We start from the raw sequence: 25,283 nt of genomic DNA, 5'->3' as shown, positions 1-25,283 counted from the left end.
CAGGCACCGCGCGCTATCCAAACGAGCGGCCTTTATCGGCCTCCTGCATCTCCACCGCCATGCCATACTCGCACCCCCATCCGTCATCCCGGCGGACGCCGGGACCCACGGATACGGCACGCCAGCCGTCGAAGCAGGTCCAACCATCGACCCGAACGTCCGCCTGATCCCGGGCCGAACAAAGCAGGGAAGGGGCGCTAGTTTCGCGCCCACCTCAGAAAATCCCGAGAAACTTCTTTCGCTGCCCCTTCTTCTCCGCCGCAGACGTCTTCCCGTCCTCGGCCTTGGCCGTCGTGCCATGCCCCACGTCGTCGCGCGGCTGGCCCTTCGTCGTTCGCTGCGCCGCCGCCGTCGCCCCGGCCAGCACAGGACCGCACGCCGTCGACTTCGCATCGCCGACATCGACGAACGCCAAAATCCCCGCGACCGGCGTCGCCACCAGAGCCAGCCCGAGCCCGCTGCCGACGCGCGCGAGCAGATCCTTCGAGATCACGTTCATTTTCAGCGCGGCGAACATGCCGCCGACTCCGATCGGGGACTGCCCCGCGAACAGGCTGAACTTCTTCGAATCCGCCCGAAACGCCAGATCGACCGCCTCGTTGCGGAAGCTGAACCCGCCCCGCCCGACGATGACGTTCTTGCGCGTGTCGATCAGGATCGGGTCCGCGGCCGCGACCCCGCCGCGCACGGTGAAGCCGATCAGCCCGCAGTTCATCTGGACCGGTTCGTTCAACTGACCCTGGAACATCCGCTGCGCGAACGTGCCGATGTCGAGCTCGGCGAGCTGCACGTTGCGGACCGACAGCGCGCCCGACGGCAGCACGAACGCAATCCGTCCGCGTGATGACGCCAGCGAATCGTGAATCGAATCGCCGCGTCCCTCGAGCTTGATCCGACCCTTTACGGTCCCGGTCGTCCCGGCCTCGGTCAGGCCATAGCCCTTGAGCAGCCGACCCAGCGGCGTCGGCGCGAGGCGGATATCGTACGAGACCGCGCTCGGCCGTGCGCGCGTATCGAAGATCACGTCCGAAGCCACGTTGCCGCGCGCCATCGAGAAGGTCAGCGGCGACAGCGCCAACCGCCCGCGTTCTAGGTCGAGCGTCAGATCGACGTTGGAGATCGGCAGGTTGCGCGACTTCACCACGCCGATCGTCCATTTCAGGTCGGCATCGAAGATCTGCATCGTCGCGACCGGGAGGTTCCCGTCAGGGAGCAGGCGCTGTGGTGCGGCGCCCGTCGCGGCTGCCGCCGCGACAGCCCCCTTCGATTCGACGATGTCGGGATTGAAGCCGATGAACGGCGCCGCATCGATGATGTCGAGGCTCTTGGTCGTGAGCACCGAATCGAGATGGATGCGCTCGCCGTTGACGATCGTCAGCTTGCCCGCGAGATCGGTTCGGCCTGCAAAGCCGCGCAGATGCGTGAAGGCGTATTCGTCGCCCTGCTTGATCAGCTGCGCGCGCAGTTTGTAGGTCCGCGTGTTTGGGATCGCGACGTCGATCACGCCCAGCAGCGTCGACAGGTTTGCGCCCCGCGCGGTCACGGCGAGCGGCACGTTCTCGACATCGGCGATGCTCGGCAGCGTCCCCGCGACGTCGATGATGTTCCCCGCCGCCCGCGCCCGCGCGACCAGCTTGTTCTGCCCGCGATTGGCGGTCGCGTCCGGCGACAGGAGTTGCGCGGTCACGGTGAACGGCGTCTCGCGCAACCGCCCCTTGCCGGTCAGCCCGACCGCGCGGCCGATCGTCGCGTCGACCGAGCGGATGTCGGCGACCTTGAGGTCCGCCAGCACGCGCATCCGCGGATCGAGATAGCGCACCGTCGTGCCCGTCACGGTCGCCACGTCGATCCGCGGGAATTCGAGCGGCTTGCCGCCCTTCTTGTTCGAGAACGTCCAGGTGTTGGCCGAATGCGCCGCGTTCCACTCCAGATCGACCGCGCCGTTGACGAGATCGAGCCAGTACAGCCGCCGCTTGCCGAAGAGCAGCGACAGCGGCGCGATCCGCGTGTCGAGCTTGTCCGCCTGGAACAGGTTCGGCCTGCTCGCCCAGTCGGGGTTCGAGAGCGTGAAGTTCTCCGCATACAGCTTGATGCGGAACGGCGCGAAATAGAGCTGGAAATCGCCACGTACGGTCAGCGTCCGGTGCGTGAGCGAGCCGACGACACGCTCGAACGGATGCTTCAGGAAGCGCCCCTTGGTGATGTACAGCACCAGCCAGATCGCGACGACGACCGCGACGATCCCGAGCAGGATGTTGCGCAGTATCCGGCGCTTGCGACGTTTTTGCGCCTCGACCGGCGCAGGGGCCGGGGGAGGGGTCTCGATCGGCTGCGTCGGGCTGTCGTCCATGCTTGGCCTATCGCACGACAGCCGCGTCAGTTCCACAACGGTTGATATGGCGGATCATTGCGTCTATGCGGCCCGCTTCCTCGAAGGGAACGCGTTCGACGAATCGCCCGGCCAGTGTGGGCTGCCGCGGCGATTTCAGCGTCCTCCTTCGTAACCGAAAGGATAAAAATGCCCAAGCTGAAGACCAAGAGCGGCGTCAAGAAACGCTTCAAGCTCACCGCCACCGGCCTGCTCAAGCACGGCGTCGCCGGCAAGCGTCACCGTCTGGCGCATCACAACGGAAAGTACATCCGTCAGAACCGCGGCACCAAGCTGCTGTCGAAGGCCGATACCGCAGCAGTCAAGGCCTGGGCGCCTTACGGCCTGCGTTGAGCTGAGAAGGAATTAGACAATGGCACGCGTAAAACGGGGTGTTACCACCCGCGCCAAGCACAAGCGTATTTTGGTTCAGGCGAAGGGCTATTATGGCCGTCGCAAGAACACCATCCGCATCGCCCGTCAGGCCGTCGAGAAGGCCGGACAGTACGCATATCGCGACCGCAAGGTTAAGAAGCGCACGTTCCGTGGCCTCTGGATCCAGCGCATCAACGCCGGCGTCCGCGCCGAGGGTCTGACCTATTCGCAGTTCATGCACGGCGTGAAGCTTGCAGGGATCGAACTCGACCGGAAGGTCCTGGCCGACATCGCCATGCACGAGGGCGCAGCATTCAGCGCCATCGTCGCCCAGGTGAAGGCGGCTCTCCCCCAGGCCGCGTAATTCGCGACTGAGGTGAGTTTCGGGAGGGCGTCGGTGGGAGACCACCGGCGCCCTTTCTGCGTTTTGGGCGGAGTGAACGCCCCAACTATGATCACCCCCTCGCCCCCATCCGTCATCCCGGCGAACGCCGGGACCCATGGTTACGGCGGACCCGGTGATAACGTGCTATCATCCTCCGGCCTGCTACCGTGGGTCCCGGCGTCCGCCCGGATGACGGGGTGTTGATGCACGGAACTGCGAAGCACTTCGCTTTACAGATCAAGCGGGCGATCAAGGGGAGCACGAAATGCGCGAAACCTTTCAGCCGTGCGTCTACATCCTTCACTCCCGCCGCCACGGCACGCTCTACATCGGCGTAACCTCAAACTTGCTCGCAAGGCTCGTTCAGCACCGAGAGGGGTTGATCCCCGGCTTCACTCGCCAGTACGGCATCAAGCGTCTCGCCTATTACGAGATGTTCGACACGATGGAGGCCGCGATCGTACGCGAGAAGCGGCTGAAGGAATGGCGAAGAGCGTGGAAGATCGAACTGATCGAAGCGCGCAACGAAAATTGGGACGATCTGGGTATCGGCCTCGGGCTGCCCCGCCTGACCGAACCCGCCCTGGGAGTATGACGTGACGCAAGACCTGAACCAGATGCGCGACCACATGCTGACGGCGATCGCCGCCGCATCCGGCCTCGACGCACTCGACGCGTGCCGGGTCGAGGCACTCGGCAAGCAGGGCACGATCACCGCGCTGCTGAAGACGCTCGGCAAGATGACGCCCGACGAGCGCCTCGTCCAAGGCCCGCTGATTCAGGGTCTCCGCGAGGCCGTCGCCAACGGCATCGCCGAGCGCAAGGCCACGCTCGAACGCGCCGCGCTCGACGCGCGCCTCGCCAGCGAAACGCTCGACATGACGCTCCCCGCCGACGCCACGCCCGCCGGCACGATCCACCCCGTGTCGCAGGTCATGGACGAACTCGCCGAGATCTTCGCCGATCTCGGCTTCGCGGTCGCCACCGGTCCCGAGATCGAGACCGACTGGCATAATTTCACCGCGCTCAACATTCCCGAGACGCACCCCGCGCGCGCGATGCACGACACCTTCTATTTCGAGGAACCGAGAACGGCCGGCGACGGGCAAAGCCCGTCGTCCGACGGCGACGGCTTTGCCGACGACGCGGCTCGCACGAAGCGGACGCTGCTCCGCACGCACACGTCGCCGGTCCAGATCCGCACGATGTTGTCGCAGAAACCCCCGATCCGCATCATCGCCCCCGGCCGCACCTACCGCTCGGACTCCGACGCGACGCACACGCCGATGTTCCACCAGGTCGAGGGCCTCGTGATCGACAAGGGCATCACGCTCGGACACCTGAAATGGACGCTCGAGACGTTCGTAAAGGCGTTCTTCGAGCGCGACGACATCGTGCTTCGCCTGCGCCCCAGCTACTTCCCCTTCACCGAGCCCTCGGTCGAGATCGACGTCGGCTACACGCTCGTGAAGGGCAAGCGCGTCGTCGGCGGCGCCGAGCCCGATGGCTGGCTCGAGATCCTCGGCTCGGGCATGGTCCACCGCAAGGTGATCGAAGCCTGCGGACTCGACCCCGACGAATGGCAGGGGTTCGCGTTCGGCTGCGGCATCGACCGCCTCGCGATGCTCAAATACGGCATGGACGACCTACGCCCGTTCTTCGACGGCGATATCCGCTGGCTCAAGCATTACGGCTTTTCGAGCCTCGACGTCCCCACCTTGTCCGGCGGAGTCGGCGCATGAAGTTCACCCTCAGCTGGCTCAAGCAGCACCTCGAAACCACCGCCACGCTCGATGAAATCGTCGAGGCGCTGACCCGCATCGGCCTCGAGGTCGAAGGCGTCGAGAACCCCGGCGAGAAGCTCGCCGCGTTCAAGATCGCCAAGGTGCTCAGCGCCGAACGCCACCCGCAGGCCGACAAGCTCCAGATCCTGTCGGTCGACGCCGGTAACGGTCCGCTGCAAGTCGTCTGCGGCGCCCCCAACGCGCGCGCCGGCCTGGTCGGCGTGTTCGGCGCGCCCGGTGCGTACGTCCCCGGCCTCGACGTGACGCTAAAGCTCGCCAGCATCCGCGGCGTCGAATCCAACGGCATGATGTGTTCGACGCGTGAACTGGAACTCGGCGAAGATCACGACGGCATCATCGAACTGCCCGAAGACGCCCCGATCGGCACCGCGTACCCCGACTATGCCGGCCTGACCGATCCGGTCATCGACGTCGCGATCACACCCAACCGCCAGGACTGCATGGGCGTCCGCGGCATCGCGCGGGACCTCGCCGCCGCCGGCCTCGGCACGCTTACGCCGCTGACGTTCGGCGCGTTCACGAGTGAGGGCGCGGGCCCGGACGTCCGCACTGAAGACACCGCCGGCTGCCCCGCCTTCTTCGCGCAGACCGTCACCGGCGTGACCAACGGCGAGTCCCCCGAATGGATGCGCCGCAGCCTGCTCGCGATCGGCCAGAAGCCCATCTCCGCGCTCGTCGACATCACCAACTATCTGATGATCGACCTCGGCCGCCCGTTGCACGTCTACGACCGCGCCAAACTCTCCGGCGGCCTCGTCGCGCGGAAAGCCAAGGACGGCGAGCAGGTCGTCGCGCTCAACGGCAAGACCTACACGCTCGACGCGACGATGACCGTCATCGCCGACGACACCGCTGTGCACGACATCGGCGGCATCATGGGCGGCGAGCATTCGGGCGTCTCGGCGGACACCACCGACGTGCTGATCGAATGCGCGTATTTCGATCCCGACCACATCGCCCGCACCGGCCAGAAGCTGACGCTCACCTCCGACGCGCGCAGCCGCTTCGAACGCGGCGTCGATCCGGCGTTCCTCGAAGACGGCCTCGCGATCGCCACCGCGCTCGTCCTCCACATCTGCGGCGGCACGGCCAGCGACGTCACCCGCTCGGGCGAACTCCCGCTCGAGCCCCGCGTGATCCACTACGACCCGCGCTTGAGTGCAGAGCTCGGTGGCCTCCACGTCGCCCCCGAACGCCAGGCGCGCACATTGTTGTCGCTCGGCTTCACGATCGGCGCGATCACGTCCGCCGACGCGTTCAGCGATGCGCTGTTCTCGACGATCGAGGGCAAGTGGCCGGTCACGATCCCGAGCTGGAGGCGCGACGTCGACGGCCCCGCCGACCTCGTCGAGGAAGTCGTCCGCATCGAGGGCATCGACAATATCCCCTCGACGCCGCTCCCCCGCATGCCCGGCGTCGCCAAGCCGACCGCCACGCCCGAGCAGAAGCTCGAACGTCGCGCGCGTCGCGCGGCGGCGGCCCGAGGGCTCGACGAGGCGGTAACGTGGAGCTTCCTCTCCGAAACCGAAGCAGCCCCCTTCGGCGGCGGTGCCTGGACGCTCGCCAACCCGATCAGCGAAGACCTGAAAGTCATGCGTCCGTCGCTGCTCCCCGGCCTGCTTGCAGCGACCGGCCGGAACCTCAAGCGTGGCCAGCAAAGCGTCCGCCTGTTCGAGATCGGCCGCCGCTATCTGGCGGACGCCGAGCGCGCGACGCTAGGCGTAGTCCTCGCCGGCGACCGCCGCCCGCGCGGCTGGCGCGATGGGAAAGCGGCGACCTTCGACGCGTATGACGCGAAGGCCGAAGCGCTGGCGCTTCTCGCGGCCTCGGGCGCGCCGGTGGATAACCTGCAAGTGATGGGGGAGGCCGGCGACGCCTGGCACCCCGGCCAGTCCGGTACGCTCCGCCTCGGACCGAAGACGGTTCTGGCAAGCTTCGGCATGCTCCATCCGTCGGTGCTGAAGGCGTTCGACCTCGACGGCGCGGTTGCTGCGGTAGAAGTCTACCTCGACGCGATCCCGCCAAAGCGCGCCACTGGCTTCGCGCGTCCGGCCTACACGCCGCCGGCGCTGCAAGCCGTCCGCCGAGACTTCGCCTTCCTCGTGCCCGCAGCGCTCGCCACCGACACGCTCGTCCGTGCGGTCAAGGGCGCCGACAAGGTCGCGATCGTCTCGGCCCGCGTGTTCGACGTGTTCACCGGGGCCGGGGTCGAGGACGGCCACAAGTCGGTCGCGGTCGAGGTCGTCCTGCAACCGACCGCCAAGAGCTTCACCGACGAAGAGATCAAGGCGATCGCCGACAAGGTGGTCGCGGCCGCCGCAAAACAGGGCGCGAGTCTTCGGGGATAACCTCGCCCCAAACCCCACCCCGGCGAAGGCCGGGGCCCAAGTGGAAAGGCTGGTGTAACGGAGCGATGCGCGTCGTTGGCAACGTCAGCCAATTGGGCCCCGGCCTTCGCCGGGGTGGAGTGGGGTGAGCGTTTTGAAGCCTCGCGCGTTTGAAGCTCACGGAAGGAACCCCATGACCGACCTGATCACGATCGCCAACGACCACCTCACCGCGCAGATCAACCCGCACGGTGCCGAGCTTACCCACCTCCACGACGCCGACGGCCGCGAGCTGATGACCAACGCCGACCCGGCCTATTGGACCGGTCACGCGCCGATCCTTTTCCCCGTCGTCGGTGTCGTCAACGAAGGCGTCATCCGCCTCGACGGCCAGGCCTACCCGATGCAGAAGCACGGTTTCGCGCGCCATTCGATGTTCGACGTGATCGCGCAGTCGGAGACCTCCGCCACCTTCCGCCTCACCGACAGCGACGAAACCCGGAAGGCCTACCCGTTCGCTTTCGCACTAGACATCGTCTTCACGCTCGACGGCGCGACGCTCGGAATCGAGGCGCACATCCACAACCGCACCGACGCGCCGATGCCGGCTAGTTTCGGCTTCCACCCCGCCTTCGCGTGGCCGCTCCCGTACGGCGAGCCTCGCGCCGATCATCGCATCACGTTCGACGCCGACGAACCCGGCAAGCTGAAGGCGATCAGCCCCGACGGCCAGATCGCCGTCGACGAGCGCCCCTCGCCGGTCGAGGACCGTGTCATCGCCCTGCGCGACGAGCTGTTCGCCAAGGATGCACTGGTCTGGGACCCGATCCATTCCGACGCCGTCACCTATGGCGTCAAGACCGGCCCGCAGTTGAAGATCGCCTTCCCCGACACGCGCAAGCTTGGCATCTGGACCAAGCCCGGCGCGGCCTATGTCTGCGTCGAGCCCTGGCACGGCATCGCCGATCCCGAAGGCTATACCGGCGACTACCGCGACAAGCCCGGCGTGTTCGAGATCCCCGCCGGCGGTACGAAGCGCATCGAAATGAGCGTGACGCTGGTGACTACCACCATTTGAACCAACTGCATCGGACCTCTGCGATCCTCCCCCGCCAGGGGGAGGTGGCTGGCTCTTGCCAGACGGAGGGGGAGGTAAGGGAGAACCGCTGTTCCGTGTCCTCCCCCTCCGACGCTTCGCGCCACCTCCCCCTGGCGGGGGAGGATCGAACATCGGTCCCAACCGGAGAGGATGACCAATGTCTCCCCTCTGTCCTACACGCCCCGCATCTGCCAATAGCACGCGATGATCGCTGCATGCCGCCTCCTCCCGATCCCGCCGCGTCCCGCGCGGGAAGGGGATTGCGAGCGGCACGTAGCCTGAACTTCCTTACCTTCCGAGCCCAGACTCGGCGCACCGGACCCTCGCCATGACCCAATTTCCCCGCCGCACCTTCGCGATCATCTCGCATCCCGATGCCGGCAAGACCACGCTGACCGAGAAGCTCCTCTATTTCGGTGGCGCGATCCATCTCGCCGGCGAAGTGAAAGCGCGCGGCCAGACCCGCCGCGCGCGCTCCGACTGGATGAAGATCGAGCAGCAGCGCGGCATCTCGGTCACCTCGTCGGTGATGACGTTCGAGCGCCAGGGGATCACCTTCAACCTGCTCGACACGCCGGGCCACGAAGACTTCTCCGAGGACACGTATCGCACGCTGACCGCGGTCGACTCGGCGGTCATGGTGATCGACGCCGCCAAGGGCATCGAGCCACAGACGCGCAAACTGTTCGAGGTCTGTCGCCTGCGCAACGTGCCGATCATCACCTTCGTCAACAAGGTCGACCGCGAGGGCCGCGATCCGTTCTCGCTTCTCGACGAGGTGGCCGAGATGCTCCAGCTCGACGTGTGCCCGATGAGCTGGCCGGTCGGCATGGGCGGCGAGTTCGAGGGCGTCTACGATCTCTACGCCAACACGCTGAGCCGCCCCGAGGGCGACAGCCGCGAGTTCATGGGCAAGGCGATCCCGTTCACCGGCATCGACGATCCCGAACTCGCCAAGATCCTCAGCCCCGAAGCAATGATCCGCCTGAACGACGAAGCCGAACTCGCACAGGGTGGCTATTCCAGTTTCGACCCCGAGGCCTATCGCGCGGGCAATCTGACCCCCGTCTATTTCGGCTCGGCCCTCAAGGACTTCGGTGTCGCCGAACTGATCGCCGCGCTCGCCGACTATGCCCCGCCACCGCGCGCGCAGCCCGCCGAGCCTGCGCCCGTCTCGCCGGACGAGCCCGAAGTCACCGGCTTCGTGTTCAAGGTGCAGGCGAACATGGACCCCAACCACCGCGACCGCATCGCGTTCATGCGGCTGTGCTCGGGCGTGTTCAAGCGCGGCATGAAGCTTACGCCCACCGGCCACGGCAAGCCGATCGCAGTCCATTCGCCGATCCTGTTCTTCGCGCAAAACCGCGAGCTGGCGGACGAGGCGTTCCCCGGCGACATCATCGGCATCCCCAACCACGGCACGCTGCGGGTCGGCGACACGCTCAGCGAGAAGGCCACGATCCGCTTCACCGGCCTGCCGAACTTCGCGCCAGAAATCCTGCGCCGCGTCGTACTGAAGGACTTCACCAAGACAAAACAGTTGCGCAAGGCACTCGACGACATGGCCGAGGAGGGGGTGACGCAGGTGTTCTATCCCGACATCGGCTCGAACTGGATCATCGGCGTGGTCGGGCAGCTCCAGCTCGAGGTGCTGCTGTCGCGACTGGATGCGGAGTACAAGGTCGCGGCGGGGCTTGAGCCTGCGCCGTACGAGACCGCGCGCTGGATCACGGCGGAAGACCCGCTCGAACTGAAGACCTTCGCCGAGATCAACCGCGGCGCGATGGCCAAGGACCGCGACGGCAACCCCGTCTTCCTCGCCAAGAGCGCGTGGGAAGTGAACTACATCGCCGAGCGTTATGCGAAGATCCGCTTCGCCGCGACGCGCGAGCGGTAGTCTAAGCCCCCCTCCCTGAAAGGGAGGGGTTGGAGGTGGGTAGGCCGGCTCGTGCCACTGCCGTGCGAGCTTGTGGAAACCGACCCACCCCCGACCCTCCCCTCCAGGGAGGGGAGAATGTCAGTCCGCCGCGAGCGCCTCGGCGAGCATGTCCCGGATCGCGCGCAACGCGGTCATCGGCGACTCCGCCTGCGCGACGATCTCGCCCGGTCCGGGAATGGCGGGTGCGCGCTTCTCCGCCCCCAGCAACTGCTGGACGCCGCGCACTGTATAACCCTCGCGGTTGAGATACTGGTCGATTCGCCGCACCAGCGCGACATCCTCGGCACGATAGTACCGCCGGTTGCCCGCGCGTTGCAGCGGCTTCAGCTGGGGAAAGCGCGTTTCCCAATAGCGCAGGATATGCTGCGGCAGACCGGTGTCGCGCGACAGTTCGCCGATCGTCCGAAACGCCGCACCGGCCTTTTGCCCCCCGGCATCGGGTAGTACGTCGTCGGTATCAGGCATGTCGGGCGTCAGTCCGCCTCGACGATGCGTTCCCGCATCATCTGGCTAGCGCGGAACGTCAGCACGCGGCGCGGTGCGATCGGCACCTCGATGCCGGTCTTCGGATTACGACCGACGCGCTCGCCCTTGTCGCGCAGCACGAACGTCCCGAACCCCGAAATCTTGACGTTCTCACCCTGCGACAGCGCCCCACACATCTCGGTCAGGATCTGCTCGACGATCTTGGAGGAATCCGAGCGCGACAGCCCGACCTCCTTGTGGAGCGATTCGGCCAGATCGGCCCGCGTCAAAGTACCCGTCGTCATGTTCATCAAGCTCCCACACTCGGCGAACCTCCTACACAAGCGCGGGAGCGACCGGAAGAACTTTTGTTCTACAAGCGAATCGAGATGATTCGAAAGGATTAGAAGCGGATAACCGCAGCACCCCAGGTGAACCCGCCGCCCATCGCCTCTAGTACGACGATCTGTCCTTGTCGGACACGTCCGTCGCGCACGGCGACGTCCAACGCGAGCGGAACCGAGGCTGCCGAGGTGTTCGCGTGCTGGTCGACGGTGACGACGACCTTCTCCGGCGCGAGGCCGAGTTTGCGCGCGGTAGCGTCGAGGATGCGCGCGTTCGCCTGATGCGGGACGACCCAGTCGACCTGGTCCGACGACAGCCCGGCCATCGCCAGCGACTCGGTCATCACCGACGCCAGGTTGGTCACCGCGTGGCGGAAGACTTCGCGGCCCTTCATGCGGAGCTTGCCGACGGTGCCGGTGGTCGAGACGCCGCCGTCGACATAGAGGAGTTCGTTGTGACGGCCATCGGCGTGCAGCTTGGTCGTCAGGATGCCGCGACCGCCATCGTCCGCGGTCTCCTGCGCCTCCAGCACGATCGCACCGGCGCCGTCGCCGAACAGCACGCACGTCGTCCGGTCTTCCCAGTCGAGGATGCGGCTGAACGTCTCGGCGCCGATCACCAGCGCGCGCTTGGCGGCGCCGCTGCGGATCATGCTGTCGACGACCTGGACCGCGTACAGGAAGCCCGAGCAGACCGCCGCGACGTCGAACGCGACGCAGTCGTTGATGCCGAGCATCGCCTGCACCTTGGTGGCGCTGGCGGGGAAGGTCTGGTCGGGTGTCGCGGTGGCGAGCACGATCAGGTCGATGCTCTGCGCCTCGATACCGGCGGCGGCGAGCGCGCGGCGGCAAGCATCGGCGGCGAGCGTCGCGGTCGTCTCGCCTTCGCCGGCGATGTGGCGGAAGCGGATGCCGGTGCGCTCGACGATCCACTCGTCACTGGTGTCGACCTGTTCCGCCAGCTCGGCGTTGGAGACGCGGCGCGCGGGCAGGGCGGAGCCGGTGCCGATGACCACAGACCGGATCATGCCGCCTTCTCCACGCTGCCCAGATCGTCGGCGATGCGCCGTACCAGATCGTTGCGGACCATCTTGGCGGCATTGCCGATCGCGGTCGCGACGCCGCGCTCGGTGGCGCCGCCGTGGCTCTTCACGACGATGCCGTTGAGCCCGAGAAACACCGCGCCGTTGTGATTGTTGGGATCGAGGTGATCGCGCAGCAACTCGGTCGCGGGCCGCGAGATCAGGAAGCCAAGCTTCGACCGGACTGAGCTGCGAAACGCGCGCTTGAGCAAGTCGGCGACAAATCGCGCGGTGCCCTCGGCGGTCTTCAGCGCGATGTTGCCCGAGAATCCGTCACACACGACGACGTCGACATCACCGCGCGACAGACGGTCGCCTTCGATGAAGCCGTTGAACTGCATGTCGACCGCTGGCGTCGCGCGCAGCTGAGCCGCCGCATCGCGAATCTCGTCCGTACCCTTCATGTCCTCACTGCCGATATTCAGCAGCGCGACGCGAGGATGCGGGATGTCGAGCGCGGTGCGCGCATAGGCGGCGCCCATGATCGCGAACTGGACGAGATTGCGCGCGTCGCACTCGGTGTTCGCACCGAGGTCGAGCATCACCATGTCGGTGTCGCCCAGCGTCGGCAGACGCGCCGCGAGGGCGGGCCGGTCGATCCCCGGCAGCATCCGCAGCGACAGCTTCGCCATCGCCATCAGCGCGCCGGTATTCCCCGACGACACCGCGGCGGCGGCGCGACCCTGTTTCACCAGGTCGATCGCGATGCCCATCGAGGTCTTCTTGGCGCGACGAATCGCCTGGGTCGGCTTGTCGCTCGACCCGACGACTTCCGGCGCGTGGACGATCTCCGAATGCTGCGACAGGTTCGGATGAGCCTTCAGCCCCTCGCGAATCGCAGCTTCGTCGCCGACCAGCAGGAAGCGCATGCCCTCGAATTGATGACGCGCGCGGGCGACACCGGCGAGCATCACTGCCAGCCCGTCATCGCCACCCATCGCATCGACCGCGATCCAGCCGCTGTCGGGCATCGCTTATCCTTCGTTCAAGTTAGAGGTTCCGGACGGAATCCTCAGCCCTCGATCGAGAGGATTTCGCGACCGTTATAGTGACCGCACGACCCGCACAGGTTGTGCGGACGCTTCAGTTCGCCACAGTTGGGGCATTCCTGGAACGACGCGATCGTGAGCGAGTCGTGACCACGGCGCATGCCGCGCTTGGAGGGCGAGGTTTTTCTTTTGGGGACGGCCATTTCGGCACCTTGTTCAATCTAAAGGTCGGGGCTCCGAGTACGTCCGGACACAGGACACAGGCAACCGACAAGAATGCCGGCCGCCTGAAGCAACCCATGCGGCCTGACGCTCGCGAAGCGTGGCGCTATAGCGATTTCACCCCGCGTTGCAAGCTTTGGCCCAGAGTGGCAGGGCATGCGGCTGACAAAAGACCTGATATTCGAGGGGCAACGCCGTGATATTACCCGTAACGCTGACGATCGCCGCGGCCGCCGCCGTCGTCAACCTGTGGCTCGCCTTCCGAATCGTGCCGATGCGCGTGAAGGAGAGCGTGCTGATCGGCGACGACGGCAACCAGCGCCTGCAGGCGCGGATGCGCGCGCATGCCAACTTCACCGAATACGCGCCGTTCATCCTGATCCTGATCGGCCTGATCGAACTCGCCGGCGGATCGACGCTGTGGCTGTGGATCGCCGGTGCGGTGTTCGTGATCGCGCGAATCGCCCACGCGTTCGGGATGGACCGGACGACATCGAGCGTACCGCGGGCAGGGGGCGCGCTGGCGACCTGGGCGTTGATGGCGGTGCTGGCTGGGTGGGCGCTGACGATCGCGTATCAGGCGAACAGCGTGCCCACTGCCAAGACCTTCCAGGTCGTGCCGTCGGGTGGCCGGGCATGAGCGCGCTTCGCTATCTTACCGCTGCCGCGCTGCTGGCTGCGTCACCGGCCGCCGCGCAGGTATCGCCAGAGCGGTTGTCCGCCGACGTGAAGACGCTCGCCTCCGACTCTTTCGAAGGCCGTGCGCCCGGAACGCCGGGCGAGACCAAGACGATCGCTTGGCTGATCGCGCAGTTCAAGGCGATGAAGGCGCAACCCGGCGGCCCGAACGGCAGCTGGACGCAACCCGTGCCGCTCGTCCACACCCGGATGGGCGCGGGCACCGTCCGCGCCGGCGACACCGCGCTGGTACAGGGCCGCGACGTGTATCTCAGCACCGTCCGCGGCGTCGACCGCGTCGCGATCGAGAACGCACCGATGGTGTTCGTCGGCTACGGCGTCAGCGCGCCGGAGCGCGGCTGGGACGACTTCAAGGGCCTCGACCTCAAGGACAAGGTCGCGGTGTTTCTCGTCAACGATCCCGATTTCGAGGCGGTCCCAGGCGACGATGCGAAGGGCAAGTTCGGCGACCGCCGGATGACTTACTACGGCCGCTGGACGTACAAATACGAAGAGGCGGCGCGACGTGGCGCGGTCGGCGCGCTGATCGTCCATGACACGGCGGGCGCTGGGTATGGCTGGAACACGGTCACCGCTCCCGCCGGCGAAAATTACGACATCGTCCGGAAGGATCCCGAATCGCGGGTGATGCTCCAGGGCTGGCTCGAAGGTGGCGCAGCGAACCGCTTGTTCGCCGCATCCGGCCTCGATCTGACGGCGTTACGGAAAGCGGCGCGGCGGAGCGACTTCCGCCCGGTCGCGCTGAAGCAGGCGTTCACCACCGACTTGCCGGTCAAGCACGACACCGCCGTGAGCCAGAACGTGTTGGCGAAGCTGCCGGGCAAGACGCATCCCGACGAGGTCGTGATGTTCGGCGCGCACTGGGACGCTTACGGCATTGGCGCGCCCGATGCGCAGGGGCGCACCATCCGGCCCGGCGCGAACGACGACGGCCTAGGCGTGGCGGGCGTCCTCGAACTCGCGCGCAATTTCGCCAAGGCCCCGCGCACCGACCGCAGCCTCGTCTTCGCGCTGTGGAGCGGCGAGGAGCGCGGGTTGCTCGGTTCGGAGACCTATGCGGTGAACCCGGTCTATCCGGCCGCCAAAACGGTCGCCAACCTGACGCTCGACATCCTCCAGACCGCAGGCCCCGCAAAGGACGTCATGCTGGTCGGCGCCGGCCAGAACAGCCTCGAGGACATGCTCGGCGATGCGGCGAAAGCGCAGGGCCGCGTCGTGACGCCGGAAGCGCTCCCCGAACGCGGGCTGTTCTACCGCGCCGACCATTTCTCGGTCGCGCGGCGCGGCGTGCCGACCTTACTGCTGATGGCGATCAGTGGGGCGCCGGATCTGGTCAAGGGTGGCCGGACTGCGGGGCAGGCGTGGCTCGACGGCTATATGAAATGCTATCACCAGACGTGTGACGCTTGGGGCGCCGACTGGGACCTGCGCGGGGCGGCGCAGGACGTGGAGTTGTTCAAGACGATCGGCACGAAGCTGGCGAACAGCCGGTTGTGGCCCGAGTGGCGCGACGGGTCGGAGTTCAAGTCGGTGCGGGCTGAGACGGCAGCGGAGCGAAAGTAAGACCAGCCCTCACGCTCGCAACCACCCCGGCGAAGGCCGGGGCCCAGTTGGAAAGGTGGCAGTAACAGAGCGCGACGCTAGCCAAACCTCGTCCCCCAACTGGGCCCCGGCCTTCGCCGGGGTGGGGCCGTTGAATGGTGGTGCTTCTGTTTCTTGTTCCCCCGCGAAGGCGGGGGCCCAGGGCCAAGCGTACCGCCTTTGGTTGAGTCTGGGCCCCCGCCTCCGCGGGGGAACAGCTAGCGTTGCAAGCGGACGCTATTCCGCCAAAGCCCGATCGCTAACGAACATATTCGTCGCCCGCTCATGTGCGAACGTGCTCGCCGGCCCATGCCCCGGAATAAAGCTCGTATCGCTCCCGAGCGGCCAAAGCTTCTCGACGATCGACTTCACCAGCGTCTCGTGATTGCCCCCAGGCATGTCTGATCGCCCGACTGACCCCTGGAACAACACATCCCCCACCTGTGCGAACTTCGACGGCGCGTGGTGGAAGATCACATGGCCTTCGGTATGCCCCGGCGTCTCGTACACATCGAGCACGAGATCCCCGACGGACACCGTGTCGCCCTCGACCAGCCACCGGTCCGGCTCGAAATTGACGCCCGAAATCCCGTATTTCGGCCCATCCTGATCGAGCCGCTGTAACCAGAACCGATCCGCCTCGTGCGGCCCCTCGATCGGCACGCCGAGATCGTTCGACAGCCGCTTGGCGCCCCCCGCATGATCGATATGCCCATGTGTCAGCAGGATCTTCTCGACCGTCACCCCCGCCTGTTCGACCGCAGCCATGATCCGCGGCAGGTCGCCACCCGGATCGATCACCGCCGCCTTCATCGTCTCGGTGCACCAGATGATCGTGCAGTTCTGCTGGATCGGCGTGACGGGCACGATCGCGGCGCGGAGTGGTGGATTTGTCATGCCCTCGAAATAGGATGACGCGGCGGTTGGAGCAATCGCCGCTTGCGGTTTACCCCATCGCCCGTGCAACAGTGAAGGCGATGTGGACCGCGCCCTATGTGTTGCTCGATGACGCCCGCGCGGCAGGCGCCCCGGCGCGAGTGTACCGCGATCCCGTCCGGATCATCCGCGCCGATACGCTCGCCGAAATTCGCCCCGCACTGGACGCCCTCCGCAACGCCCGCAAGGACGGGCTGCACGCCGCCGGGTATCTTACCTACGAAGCCGGCGCCGCGTTTGCATCGAGGGCGGTCGATGTCCGCACCGAAGGCCCGCTGCTCTGGTTCGGCCTGTTCGCCAAGTACGACACGATAGCGCCCGAAGACGTCGCCGCGTTGCTCCCCGACCCCGCTGGCGCGTGGACTGGTGCGCCCGAGCCGCTGATCGACCGCGACACCTACGACGCCAGCCTGTCGCGCGTGCTCGACCTGATCGCGGCGGGCGACATCTACCAGGCCAACCTCACCTTCGCCGCCACCGTGCCGTTCGTCGGCGACCCGCTCGCGCTCTACGCCCGGCTGCGGCGCCAGGCGAAGGCGGGATACGGCGCGCTCATCGACACCGGCGAGACGCGATTCCTGTCGCTCTCCCCCGAACTCTTCTTCGCACTCGACGGCGACACGCTCACCTGCCGCCCGATGAAGGGCACCGCACCGCGAGGCGAGACGCCCGACACCGATCGTGCGCTCGCCGAAACACTCGCCGCCGACCCGAAGCAGCGCGCCGAAAACCTCATGATCGTCGATCTGATGCGCAACGACCTGTCGCGCGTCGCCACCCACGTCGCGGTCCCCGACCTGTTCACCGTCGAGACCTATCCGACCGTTCACCAGATGACCTCGACGGTCACCGCAACCCTGAAACCTACGTGCGATGCGGTCAACGTCCTGACCGCGTTGTTCCCCTGCGGATCGATCACCGGCGCCCCGAAGCAACGCGCTATGGAGGTCATCGCCGAGGTCGAGCACGCGCGCGTTCGCGGCATCTACACCGGCGCGATCGGCCGTTTCGACGCGAACGGCGACGCGATCTTCAACGTCGCGATCCGCACATTGGCGATCCAGAACGGCGCGGCGACGATGAGTCTTGGCTCGGGCATCGTTGCGGACAGCGTGGGCGATGCGGAGTGGGACGAATGCCATGCCAAGGGCGCCTTCGTCACCGCCGGCCAGCGCCGCTTCGACCTGATCGAGACGATGGCATTCGACCCCGAGGCCGGCCTGACCCGTCTCGAAGCGCATCTCGCGCGGATGAAGGCGAGCGCCCAGGCCTTGGGCTTCACCTTCGACCGCCACACCGCGCGCAACGAACTCCAGGCCGCGACATTCCGGCTGCGCGGACCTCGCCGCATCCGCCTGTTGCTCAGCCCATCGGGCGCGATCGCGATCGAGGCGGCACCGCTCCCGCACTCGCCTGCGCACGCAACCGTTGCGATCGTCCCGCTGCCGGTCGCCGCGACCGACTTCCGGCTCCGCCACAAGACAAGCGCCCGCGCCTTCTACGACGACGCGCGGAAAGCTGCGGCGACGTTCGAAGTGGTATTCGAGGACGTGGAGGGGTTCCTCACCGAAGGCAGCTTCACCTCGTTGTTCGTCCGACGTGGCGAAGCACTCGTCACGCCGCCGCTACGGCATGGCCTACTCCCGGGCATTCTCCGCGCCGACCTGCTCGAATCGGGCCGCGCAACCGAAGCCCCGCTAACCCGAGCCGACCTGACCGCCGGATTCTTCATCGGAAATGCGGTCCGCGGGCTCATTCCTGCTATCGTTACGGTTGCGAATTCGACCGATCGGCGCGTATAGCGCCCGCGAATTCCGCGGCGACGCTCGCGGACAACCGCAAAGGTTACACCATGCACGCATCCGCCGCGCTCGGCCGCATCAGCCCCTCGCCGACGCTCGCGATTACCTCGCGCGTTCTCGAACTGAAGCGCGCAGGCGTCGACGTGATCGGCCTCGGTGCGGGTGAACCCGATTTCGACACGCCGGACTTCGTGAAAGAAGCCGCGATCCAGGCGATCCGCGACGGCAAGACCAAATACACCAACGTCGACGGCACGATCGAGCTGAAGCAGGCGATCGTCGCGAAGTTCGCGCGCGACAACAACCTCACCTACACCACCGACCAGATCAGCGTGAACGTCGGCGGCAAGCATACCCTGTTCAACGCGATGGTCGCGACGATCGATCCGGGCGACGAGGTCGTCATCCCTGCGCCGTACTGGGTCAGCTATCCCGACGTCGTGCAGTTCGCGGGCGGCGTGCCGGTGATCGTCAAGGCGGGGCCCGAGGTCGGCTATAAGCTTGATCCCGCCGCGCTCGACGCCGCGATCACGCCGAAGACCAAGTGGGTGATCCTCAACTCTCCGTCGAACCCGACCGGTGCCGGCTACACGATCGACGAACTCAGGGCGCTCGGCGCGGTACTGGCGAAGCACCCGCACGTGTGGATCTTCGCCGACGATATGTACGAGCACATCGTCTATGACGGCTTCAAGTTCGCGACGATTGCGGAGGCATGCCCCGAGCTGTTCGAGCGCACGCTGACCGTCAACGGCTGTTCGAAGGCCTATGCGATGACCGGCTGGCGGATCGGCTACGGCGCGGGCGCGGCGTGGTTGATCAAGGCGATGGCGAAGCTCCAGTCGCAGTCGACCTCGAACCCGTGCTCGATCGCGCAGGCGGCGGCGGTGGCGGCGCTCAACGGCGACCAGTCCTTCCTCGCCGAACGCAACACCGCATTCCAGGGCCGTCGCGATCTGGTCGTGTCGATGCTCAACGAGATCGACGGCATGCACTGCCCGACGCCGGAGGGCGCGTTCTACGTCTATCCGTCGTTCGCCGACCTGATCGGCAAGACGACGCCGAACGGTCGCCTGATCGACACCGACGAGGCAATGGTCGGCTATCTCCTCGACGACGCCAAGGTAGCCGTGGTGCAAGGCGCCGCGTTCGGCCTCTCGCCGGCGTTCCGGATCAGCTACGCCACCTCCGACGCGCTGCTCCGCGAGGCCTGCACGCGCATTCAGGCGGCGTGTGCCGCGCTGAAATAACGCCGGCAACAATCGAGACACGCGGCGACATCTTCCGGCAACGCTGTCGGGCGATGCCTGCTGCACGATGAACGCATCGGCCACGGCGCGTTAATCGAGAGTTTCTAAAAACGACATTGTGGTTGGCCGGCATCTCTACGACATGCCGGTCCGTAACTGGTGCTGACCTATCCGGTCTGCGCCATCACAGGGTTTCATTGGGATCGCATCATGCGCAGCATCGTAAAGTCGAGTTTCTTCTGGCAGTTCAGCGGCGGTTTCGTCCTCGGCGCCATCGGCTTGCTCGCGCTCCAGCCCGCCGAAGCCCGCCAGACCTTCGCCAGCCATTTCGAGCACAGCGTTTCCGCCACCGCCCGATAACAGCGACGATAGCCTAGCGAAGACGAGCGGCAACCCCATGTATCGAAACATGAAAAAGCCGCTTCTCGCCACGCTCGCCGCCGTCGGTATCGCCGGTGCGTTTATTGCCACCGGCACCGCGCAAGGCGCCCGCGCCGTCGTCATCCCCGCCGTCAAGACCGACCTTCCCGCAGCGCCCGGTGTTCAGACTGCGGTACTCGCCGGCGGCTGCTTCTGGACGATGGAAGCGGTGTTCGAGCATGTGAAGGGCGTGAAGGCCGTCATGACCGGCTATGCCGGCGGCACCAAGGCGACCGCGACCTACGACCAGGTTTCCGCCGAGACGACGAAGCACGCCGAAGCGATCAAGATCGCCTACGATCCCCGCGTGGTCAGCTACGGCACGTTGCTCCGCGTCTATTTCTCGATCGCGCATGACCCGACGACGTTGAACCGTCAGGGACCCGACAGCGGCACCAGCTATCGTTCGGCGATCTTCCCGCAGTCGCCGGCGCAGGCGCAGGTGGCGCGCGCATACATCGCGCAACTCGGTGCCACGCATGCGTTCTCCGGGCCGATCGTGACGAAGCTGGAGACGGGGACGTTCTATCCGGCCGAAGCGTACCACCAGAATTTCTACGATCGGAACCCGACGCATCCGTACGTCGTGATGTGGGACAAGCCGAAGGTGGCAGCCTTCCGCGCGGCGTTCCCAACGATTTCGAGCTGACGGCGATCTTCCTAGGACAGCCACCACCCCGGCGGATGCCGGGGCCCAATTGGAAAGGTTGAAGTAACGGCGGACGAACCTCCGTTATAAGCCGCCTGCAATTGGACCCCGGCCTTCGCCGGGGTGGTGGCTTATCTACTTCCCTAGCGACAAACCTCAGGCCGCAACCGGAAACCGCAGCATCCGGTCCGCCACCGGCACCATAGCCTCTGCGCCGACCCCGACCGCACGCACGATCTCCGGATGGTCCACATCCAGCCCGCCAGTCAGCGACCCGAACGCCGGCAGTATCAGCTTCGTCGCCGTCGCCACGAAACACCGCCGCGCCACCGATTTCCCCCGTACCCTTAGCCGAAGCTTCGGATGGAAATGCCCCGACAGTTCCGGCCGCGTCTCCCCCCGGTCCGCTTCATGTCGCAGTACCAGCCCGTCGACGACCACCTCGTCCACGACCTCCCCGCCACACCGATCGAGGATCGCCGGATCGTGATTGCCCGTGATCCACGTCCACCGCGTGCCGTCGGTCATCGCCCGCAGCATGTCCTGCGCGCGCTGCGGCAGCCGCTCGCACCCGTCGCTGTCGTGAAAGCTGTCACCGAGGCACCAGACTTCGCGCGCGCCGGTGGCCGCAACCAGCGCGGTAAGGTCCGCCAGCGTCGCGATCGAGTCATACGGCGGCAGCATCTGGCCGCGTTTCGCGAACCAACTCGCCTTCTCGAAATGCAGGTCGGCGACCAGCAGCGCACGCCGCTCCGGCCAGAACAGCGCGCCTTGCGCCAACGCCAGAAGCGCATGCCCGCCGAACGAAAAGGGAACCATCCGCCCGCCATGCCGCCCCTGCCGCACCGAATCAAGCCGCCATCGTCGCGAACCGGGTGGGGCTTGCGCATGCCCCCAATCGGCGTAAAGCGCGCCGTCCCCCCAGGAGGAGCGCTGTTCGCGCCATGACGTCCGTAGCCGGAACACCGCAAACTGCCGTCGTGACCGAACCGACCGCCGAGGACTTGGCGGGGCAAGGGGCAGGACAGGCGTGCGCGCCGTCGGATCTGTCCGCAGCGCATCTCCACCCCCATCCGGCACTCGCCGCGCTTACCGTCGGCGCCATCGGCGTGGTGTTCGGCGATATCGGCACCAGCCCGCTCTACGCGTTCCGCGAGGCGCTCGGCCAGACGTCCGCGGGCGGCATTGATCCGACCGAAATCCTTGGCGTGCTGAGCCTCGCGCTCTGGTCGCTGTTCCTCGTCGTGACGGTCAAATACGTCATCTTCCTGATGCGCGCCGACAACCAGGGCGAGGGCGGCGTGCTGGCGCTAGCCGCGCTTGCCCGTCGCGCGCTCGGCATGCGGTCGCGGATCGCGATCGTACTCGGCGCGGCGGGCGCGTCTTTGTTCTACGGCGATGCGATCATCACCCCGGCGTTGTCGGTGCTGTCGGCGATGGAAGGCCTGCGGACGATTCCGAGCGCGGCGCACATCTTCAACGAAGGCGTGGTGCGCGCGCTGACGATCGGCATCCTGATCGCGCTGTTCCTGATCCAGTCGCGCGGTACCGCGCAGGTGTCGAAGCTGTTCGGCCCGGTCTGCATCCTCTGGTTCGTCGCGATCGGCGCGCTCGGCATCTGGCATATCGCCGACGAGCCCTCGATCGTCCGCGTGTTCCTGCCGACCTACGGCATCTCGTTCCTCGCGACGCACGGCGTCACCGGGCTGTTCGTGCTCGGCGCGGTGTTCCTGACCGTCACCGGCGCCGAAGCGCTGACCGCCGACATGGGCCATTTCGGCAGGCTGCCGATTCGAATCGGCTGGTTCTTCCTCGTCTTCCCGGCGCTCGCGCTCAACTATCTGGGGCAAGGCGCGTTCGCGCTCGCCAAGCTCGAAGATGCCGCGCGGCAGGGTATTCCGTTCGTCAACCAGGACTGGTTCTTCCTGATGGCGCCCGAATCGCTGCGCGCGCCGCTGATCATCCTCGCCGGCTTCGCGACCGTGATCGCCAGCCAGGCGGTCATCACCGGCGCATTCTCGCTGACGCAACAGGCGATCCAGCTCGGCCTGCTCCCGCGCCTGCGCATCCGCCAGACCTCCGCCGTGTTCGCGGGCCAGATCTACCTGCCGGCGATCAACTGGCTGCTGCTGATCGGCGTGCTGGTGCTGGTGATTCAGTTCAAGACGTCGTCGGCAATGGCAGCCGCGTACGGCATCGCGGTGACCGGCACGATGGTCGTCACGACCTTGCTTGCGTATATCGTCGTCCGCCACCGTTGGAACTGGTCGCGCCCACTGGCACTGACGGCGATCCTGCCATTCCTGACGCTTGACCTGATCTTCTTCGGCGCGAACATCCTGCGCGTGATCGAGGGCGGTTGGGTTCCGCTGGTCATCGCCGCCGCGATCGGGCTGATCATCTTCACCTGGGTGCGCGGCAAGAAGATCGTCAGCGCGTTCGAGAAGCGCCAGAGCATTCCGCTCAGCGATCTCGCCTCGGCGCTGGAGAAGCGTCCGCCCGAACGCGTGTCGGGGACGGCCGTGTTCCTGACCGGCAACCCGCACGCGACACCGGGCGCGCTGCTGCATAATCTGAAGCACAACAAGGTGCTCCACGAGCGCAACCTGATCGTCAGCATCCGTACCGCGGATCGGCCGTTCGTCGACGAAGCGTCACGCGCGAAGGTGGAACGCGTCGACGACAATTTTTCGATCGTCGTGCTGACCTACGGCTTCATGGAGTCGCCCGACGTGCCGCGCGATCTCGGGATCGGGACCAAGACCGAACAGCTCGGACTGGACCCGATGCGCACCTCGTTCTTCATCGGCCGCAACACGCTGAAGCCCGATGCGGAAAAGGGTATGCCGCCCTGGCAGGACCGCATCTTCATGTTCCTGCAACGCAACGCTAGCGACCCCACCGACTTCCTGAAGATCCCGCCGGGCAAGGTGCTCGAACTAGGCGAACAGGTCACGGTCTAAACTCCCTCGCCCCTGCGGGGAGAGGGAAGGGGCCCGCCGCGCTTGCGGTGGGAAGGGGGAGGGGCGTTGGGATGCGCCGTCCCGAGCCTCACGCCCCTCTCCCTTCCGTCGCCTAAGGCTCCTCCCTCCCTCTCCCCGTAGGGGCGAGGGACGTAGCGTTCATCCCGCAAACGCCTTCACCAAGTCGAAGAGGTAGTCGCGGCCGTCGTACAGGGAATTCACGCGGATTCGTTCGTTGAGGCCGTGAATCCCCCCCATGTCCTTGTCGATGAAGACGCCCGGCGCGCCGTAGACCGGGATTCCGATCGCCTCGAAGAAAATGCCGTCCGTCGCGCCGGTCGACATCAGCGGCAGGATCGGCAGGCCGGGGAAGTGCTTCGCAGCGACCTTGGTCACCGGCCCCATGATCTTTGGGTCGAGCGTTGGCGGGATCGCAGTCGGGCGCACCGGCTGGTTCGCCGTCACCGTTACCTTCGCCCCCGCAAGTTCCTTCAACTTCGCGAGCGTGCCCTCTACCGTCTCCCCTGGAAAGATCCGGCAGTTGATGTTCGCCGTCGCGCGCTGCGGCAAGGCGTTCTCCGCGTGACCCGCGTTCAGCAACGTCGCCACGCAGGTCGTGCGCAACGTCGAGTGCATCGCCTTGTCACGACTGACGATCGCATCCGCCGTCTTGTCCTCGGGGTTCGCGAGCAGCTTCGTGATCGCATCCCCCATCTCGCCCGGCATCGCCTTCGCACTCGCCGCGAAGAACGCCTTGGTCGTATCAGTGAATTTTACGGGAAACTCGTAGCCCTGGACTGCCTTCACGGCGTCGGCGATCTCGTAGATCGCGTTCTCCGGGATCGGCTGCGAGCTGTGCCCGCCGGGATTGGTCGCCAGGAACGTGTAGTTCTGCGCCGCCTTCTCGCCGACCTGGATCGCGAGCAACTGGCGCTTGCCGTTGTCGTCGAGCCGCCCGCCGCCGCCCTCGTTCAGCGCGAACTCGGCGGCGATCAGGTCGGGCTTCGACTTCGCCAGATACTGCGCGCCGTTCCATGCGAACGTCGTCTCTTCGCCGCAGGTCAGCGCCAGCTTGATCGTCCGTTTCGGCTTGTACCCGCTCGTCTTGAAGCGGATCATCGCGTCGGACCAGATCGCCGCCTGAGCCTTGTCGTCGACGGTGCCGCGCGCGTAATAATAGCCGCCTTCCTCGATCAGCTTGAACGGATCGCGCACCCAATCCTCGCGCTTGGCCTCGACCACGTCGAGATGTGCGAGCAGCAGCATCGGCTTGATCGACGCGTCCGATCCCTTCAGCACCGCGACCAGCCCGCCGTCCTTCGGGTGCTCGGGCACCGAGAAATAGGTGATGTCGGTATCCGCATAACCCGCGGTCTTTAGCCGTGAGCCAATCTGCGCCGCCGCCTGCGTGCAACTGCCGGCGGACAGCGTCGTGTTGGTCTCGACCAGTTCCTTGTAAAGCGCGAGGAACGCCTTCTGGTCGGGCCGCGACTGCGCCTGTGCCCCAACCGCCGTCGTCACGGGTGTCGTCAGAATCGCCGCCGTGAGTAGCCAACCAGTCGCGCGCATCGTCGTCCCCTTGT

The 25,283-nt window shown here is 66.4% G+C and carries 23 protein-coding genes; 14 read left to right on the top strand and 9 right to left on the bottom strand.

What is annotated here, in order from left to right; genetic code table 11:
- Window positions 1–214 precede the first annotated feature (214 nt).
- Entirely contained in the window at window positions 215–2,350 is a 2,136-nt protein-coding gene (locus C8J43_RS02780; RefSeq protein WP_207893313.1) for an AsmA family protein, read from the bottom strand.
- A 168-nt stretch (window positions 2,351–2,518) separates the two neighbouring features.
- Between C8J43_RS02780 and rpmI the strand changes: the two genes are divergently transcribed.
- From rpmI to C8J43_RS02745, 7 genes are all read left to right on the top strand, one after another.
- A complete protein-coding gene (rpmI, locus tag C8J43_RS02775) occupies window positions 2,519–2,722 on the top strand; it encodes a 50S ribosomal protein L35 (protein WP_031395289.1) in 204 nt (67 codons plus the stop codon).
- Between the two features lie 19 nt (window positions 2,723–2,741).
- Complete coding sequence (rplT, locus tag C8J43_RS02770) at window positions 2,742–3,107, top strand: 50S ribosomal protein L20 (protein WP_056054375.1); 366 nt, start codon at window positions 2,742–2,744, stop codon at window positions 3,105–3,107.
- Between the two features lie 286 nt (window positions 3,108–3,393).
- A complete protein-coding gene (locus C8J43_RS02765) occupies window positions 3,394–3,723 on the top strand; it encodes a GIY-YIG nuclease family protein (protein ID WP_133029627.1) in 330 nt (109 codons plus the stop codon).
- A 22-nt stretch (window positions 3,724–3,745) separates the two neighbouring features.
- A complete protein-coding gene (gene pheS, locus C8J43_RS02760; RefSeq protein ID WP_133030014.1) occupies window positions 3,746–4,870 on the top strand; it encodes a phenylalanine--tRNA ligase subunit alpha in 1,125 nt (374 codons plus the stop codon).
- Window positions 4,867–7,281 (top strand): phenylalanine--tRNA ligase subunit beta, encoded by a 2,415-nt coding sequence (gene pheT, locus C8J43_RS02755; RefSeq protein ID WP_133029626.1) that lies wholly within the window; start codon window positions 4,867–4,869, stop codon window positions 7,279–7,281. The genes pheS and pheT overlap by 4 nt, the downstream gene beginning before the upstream one ends.
- A gap of 172 nt (window positions 7,282–7,453) precedes the next feature.
- The gene (locus tag C8J43_RS02750; RefSeq protein WP_133029625.1) at window positions 7,454–8,338 is read left to right on the top strand and encodes an aldose 1-epimerase family protein; all 885 of its coding nucleotides are present in this window, start codon (window positions 7,454–7,456) and stop codon (window positions 8,336–8,338) included.
- Window positions 8,339–8,687: 349 nt separating this feature from the next.
- Window positions 8,688–10,256: a peptide chain release factor 3 gene (locus C8J43_RS02745; RefSeq protein ID WP_056054389.1), complete on the top strand. Its 1,569-nt coding sequence runs from the start codon at window positions 8,688–8,690 to the stop codon at window positions 10,254–10,256.
- 120 nt (window positions 10,257–10,376) lie between these two features.
- Here the strand turns inward: C8J43_RS02745 and C8J43_RS02740 are convergent, their stop codons facing one another.
- The 5 genes from C8J43_RS02740 to rpmF all read right to left on the bottom strand — a co-directional run bounded on the left by C8J43_RS02740 (window position 10,377) and on the right by rpmF (window position 13,381).
- Window positions 10,377–10,763, bottom strand: a complete 387-nt coding sequence (locus C8J43_RS02740; RefSeq protein WP_121905081.1) for a MerR family transcriptional regulator — start codon at window positions 10,761–10,763, stop codon at window positions 10,377–10,379.
- A gap of 8 nt (window positions 10,764–10,771) precedes the next feature.
- Complete coding sequence (locus C8J43_RS02735; RefSeq protein WP_056054848.1) at window positions 10,772–11,068, bottom strand: integration host factor subunit alpha; 297 nt, start codon at window positions 11,066–11,068, stop codon at window positions 10,772–10,774.
- A gap of 98 nt (window positions 11,069–11,166) precedes the next feature.
- Window positions 11,167–12,135, bottom strand: coding sequence for a beta-ketoacyl-ACP synthase III (locus C8J43_RS02730; RefSeq protein WP_133029624.1), 969 nt, complete (start codon window positions 12,133–12,135; stop codon window positions 11,167–11,169).
- Window positions 12,132–13,160 (bottom strand): phosphate acyltransferase PlsX, encoded by a 1,029-nt coding sequence (gene plsX / locus C8J43_RS02725; protein WP_133029623.1) that lies wholly within the window; start codon window positions 13,158–13,160, stop codon window positions 12,132–12,134. The genes C8J43_RS02730 and plsX overlap by 4 nt, the downstream gene beginning before the upstream one ends.
- A gap of 41 nt (window positions 13,161–13,201) precedes the next feature.
- On the bottom strand, window positions 13,202–13,381 hold the full coding sequence (gene rpmF, locus C8J43_RS02720) for a 50S ribosomal protein L32 (RefSeq protein ID WP_056054400.1): 180 nt from the start codon (window positions 13,379–13,381) through the stop codon (window positions 13,202–13,204).
- A 215-nt stretch (window positions 13,382–13,596) separates the two neighbouring features.
- On the opposite strand from rpmF, the gene C8J43_RS02715 reads away from it, so the two are divergent.
- Together C8J43_RS02715 and C8J43_RS02710 are read left to right on the top strand one after the other, a co-directional pair.
- The gene (locus C8J43_RS02715; RefSeq protein ID WP_133029622.1) at window positions 13,597–14,040 is read left to right on the top strand and encodes an MAPEG family protein; all 444 of its coding nucleotides are present in this window, start codon (window positions 13,597–13,599) and stop codon (window positions 14,038–14,040) included.
- A complete protein-coding gene (locus C8J43_RS02710; protein WP_133029621.1) occupies window positions 14,037–15,662 on the top strand; it encodes a M28 family metallopeptidase in 1,626 nt (541 codons plus the stop codon). The genes C8J43_RS02715 and C8J43_RS02710 overlap by 4 nt, the downstream gene beginning before the upstream one ends.
- A 255-nt stretch (window positions 15,663–15,917) precedes the next feature.
- Here the strand turns inward: C8J43_RS02710 and C8J43_RS02705 are convergent, their stop codons facing one another.
- Complete coding sequence (locus tag C8J43_RS02705) at window positions 15,918–16,577, bottom strand: MBL fold metallo-hydrolase (protein WP_133029620.1); 660 nt, start codon at window positions 16,575–16,577, stop codon at window positions 15,918–15,920.
- A gap of 80 nt (window positions 16,578–16,657) precedes the next feature.
- On the opposite strand from C8J43_RS02705, the gene pabB reads away from it, so the two are divergent.
- The 4 genes from pabB to msrA all read left to right on the top strand — a co-directional run bounded on the left by pabB (window position 16,658) and on the right by msrA (window position 20,737).
- A complete protein-coding gene (gene pabB, locus C8J43_RS02700) occupies window positions 16,658–18,418 on the top strand; it encodes an aminodeoxychorismate synthase component I (protein WP_207893327.1) in 1,761 nt (586 codons plus the stop codon).
- A 50-nt stretch (window positions 18,419–18,468) separates the two neighbouring features.
- Window positions 18,469–19,668 (top strand): pyridoxal phosphate-dependent aminotransferase, encoded by a 1,200-nt coding sequence (locus C8J43_RS02695; protein WP_133029618.1) that lies wholly within the window; start codon window positions 18,469–18,471, stop codon window positions 19,666–19,668.
- 210 nt (window positions 19,669–19,878) lie between these two features.
- Window positions 19,879–20,028: a hypothetical protein gene (locus C8J43_RS21770; protein WP_165895481.1), complete on the top strand. Its 150-nt coding sequence runs from the start codon at window positions 19,879–19,881 to the stop codon at window positions 20,026–20,028.
- A 49-nt stretch (window positions 20,029–20,077) separates the two neighbouring features.
- The gene (gene msrA / locus C8J43_RS02690) at window positions 20,078–20,737 is read left to right on the top strand and encodes a peptide-methionine (S)-S-oxide reductase MsrA (protein WP_133029617.1); all 660 of its coding nucleotides are present in this window, start codon (window positions 20,078–20,080) and stop codon (window positions 20,735–20,737) included.
- 156 nt (window positions 20,738–20,893) lie between these two features.
- Here msrA and pdeM read toward each other — a convergent pair whose 3' ends face one another.
- Window positions 20,894–21,556: a ligase-associated DNA damage response endonuclease PdeM gene (gene pdeM, locus C8J43_RS02685; RefSeq protein ID WP_133029616.1), complete on the bottom strand. Its 663-nt coding sequence runs from the start codon at window positions 21,554–21,556 to the stop codon at window positions 20,894–20,896.
- Window positions 21,557–21,783: 227 nt separating this feature from the next.
- Here pdeM and C8J43_RS02680 point away from each other — a divergent pair, with 227 nt between their 5' ends.
- Window positions 21,784–23,700 (top strand): potassium transporter Kup, encoded by a 1,917-nt coding sequence (locus tag C8J43_RS02680; RefSeq protein WP_243645419.1) that lies wholly within the window; start codon window positions 21,784–21,786, stop codon window positions 23,698–23,700.
- A 159-nt stretch (window positions 23,701–23,859) separates the two neighbouring features.
- Here C8J43_RS02680 and C8J43_RS02675 read toward each other — a convergent pair whose 3' ends face one another.
- Window positions 23,860–25,269: a M20/M25/M40 family metallo-hydrolase gene (locus C8J43_RS02675; protein ID WP_133029614.1), complete on the bottom strand. Its 1,410-nt coding sequence runs from the start codon at window positions 25,267–25,269 to the stop codon at window positions 23,860–23,862.
- Window positions 25,270–25,283: the final 14 nt, after the last annotated feature.

The organism is Sphingomonas sp. PP-CE-1G-424, from assembly GCF_004341085.1.
Lineage (GTDB): Bacteria > Pseudomonadota > Alphaproteobacteria > Sphingomonadales > Sphingomonadaceae > Sphingomonas.
Note: the sequence above shows the minus strand (reverse complement) of the source record. Positions and strands in the feature narration are given on the sequence as shown.

Coding starts and splice junctions, on each gene's coding strand:
- pheS (WP_133030014.1), top strand. CDS start 3,746: ATGCGCGACCACATGCTGACGGCGATCGCCGCCGCATCCGGCCTCGAC.
- pheT (WP_133029626.1), top strand. CDS start 4,867: ATGAAGTTCACCCTCAGCTGGCTCAAGCAGCACCTCGAAACCACCGCC.
- C8J43_RS02675 (WP_133029614.1), bottom strand. CDS start 25,269: ATGCGCGCGACTGGTTGGCTACTCACGGCGGCGATTCTGACGACACCC.
- C8J43_RS02735 (WP_056054848.1), bottom strand. CDS start 11,068: ATGACGACGGGTACTTTGACGCGGGCCGATCTGGCCGAATCGCTCCAC.
- rpmF (WP_056054400.1), bottom strand. CDS start 13,381: ATGGCCGTCCCCAAAAGAAAAACCTCGCCCTCCAAGCGCGGCATGCGC.
- C8J43_RS02740 (WP_121905081.1), bottom strand. CDS start 10,763: ATGCCTGATACCGACGACGTACTACCCGATGCCGGGGGGCAAAAGGCC.
- pabB (WP_207893327.1), top strand. CDS start 16,658: ATGTGGACCGCGCCCTATGTGTTGCTCGATGACGCCCGCGCGGCAGGC.
- C8J43_RS02710 (WP_133029621.1), top strand. CDS start 14,037: ATGAGCGCGCTTCGCTATCTTACCGCTGCCGCGCTGCTGGCTGCGTCA.
- C8J43_RS02745 (WP_056054389.1), top strand. CDS start 8,688: ATGACCCAATTTCCCCGCCGCACCTTCGCGATCATCTCGCATCCCGAT.
- C8J43_RS02750 (WP_133029625.1), top strand. CDS start 7,454: ATGACCGACCTGATCACGATCGCCAACGACCACCTCACCGCGCAGATC.
- C8J43_RS02705 (WP_133029620.1), bottom strand. CDS start 16,577: ATGACAAATCCACCACTCCGCGCCGCGATCGTGCCCGTCACGCCGATC.
- C8J43_RS02730 (WP_133029624.1), bottom strand. CDS start 12,135: ATGATCCGGTCTGTGGTCATCGGCACCGGCTCCGCCCTGCCCGCGCGC.
- C8J43_RS02765 (WP_133029627.1), top strand. CDS start 3,394: ATGCGCGAAACCTTTCAGCCGTGCGTCTACATCCTTCACTCCCGCCGC.
- msrA (WP_133029617.1), top strand. CDS start 20,078: ATGAAAAAGCCGCTTCTCGCCACGCTCGCCGCCGTCGGTATCGCCGGT.
- C8J43_RS02695 (WP_133029618.1), top strand. CDS start 18,469: ATGCACGCATCCGCCGCGCTCGGCCGCATCAGCCCCTCGCCGACGCTC.
- plsX (WP_133029623.1), bottom strand. CDS start 13,160: ATGCCCGACAGCGGCTGGATCGCGGTCGATGCGATGGGTGGCGATGAC.
- pdeM (WP_133029616.1), bottom strand. CDS start 21,556: ATGGTTCCCTTTTCGTTCGGCGGGCATGCGCTTCTGGCGTTGGCGCAA.
- C8J43_RS02780 (WP_207893313.1), bottom strand. CDS start 2,350: ATGGACGACAGCCCGACGCAGCCGATCGAGACCCCTCCCCCGGCCCCT.
- rpmI (WP_031395289.1), top strand. CDS start 2,519: ATGCCCAAGCTGAAGACCAAGAGCGGCGTCAAGAAACGCTTCAAGCTC.
- rplT (WP_056054375.1), top strand. CDS start 2,742: ATGGCACGCGTAAAACGGGGTGTTACCACCCGCGCCAAGCACAAGCGT.
- C8J43_RS21770 (WP_165895481.1), top strand. CDS start 19,879: ATGCGCAGCATCGTAAAGTCGAGTTTCTTCTGGCAGTTCAGCGGCGGT.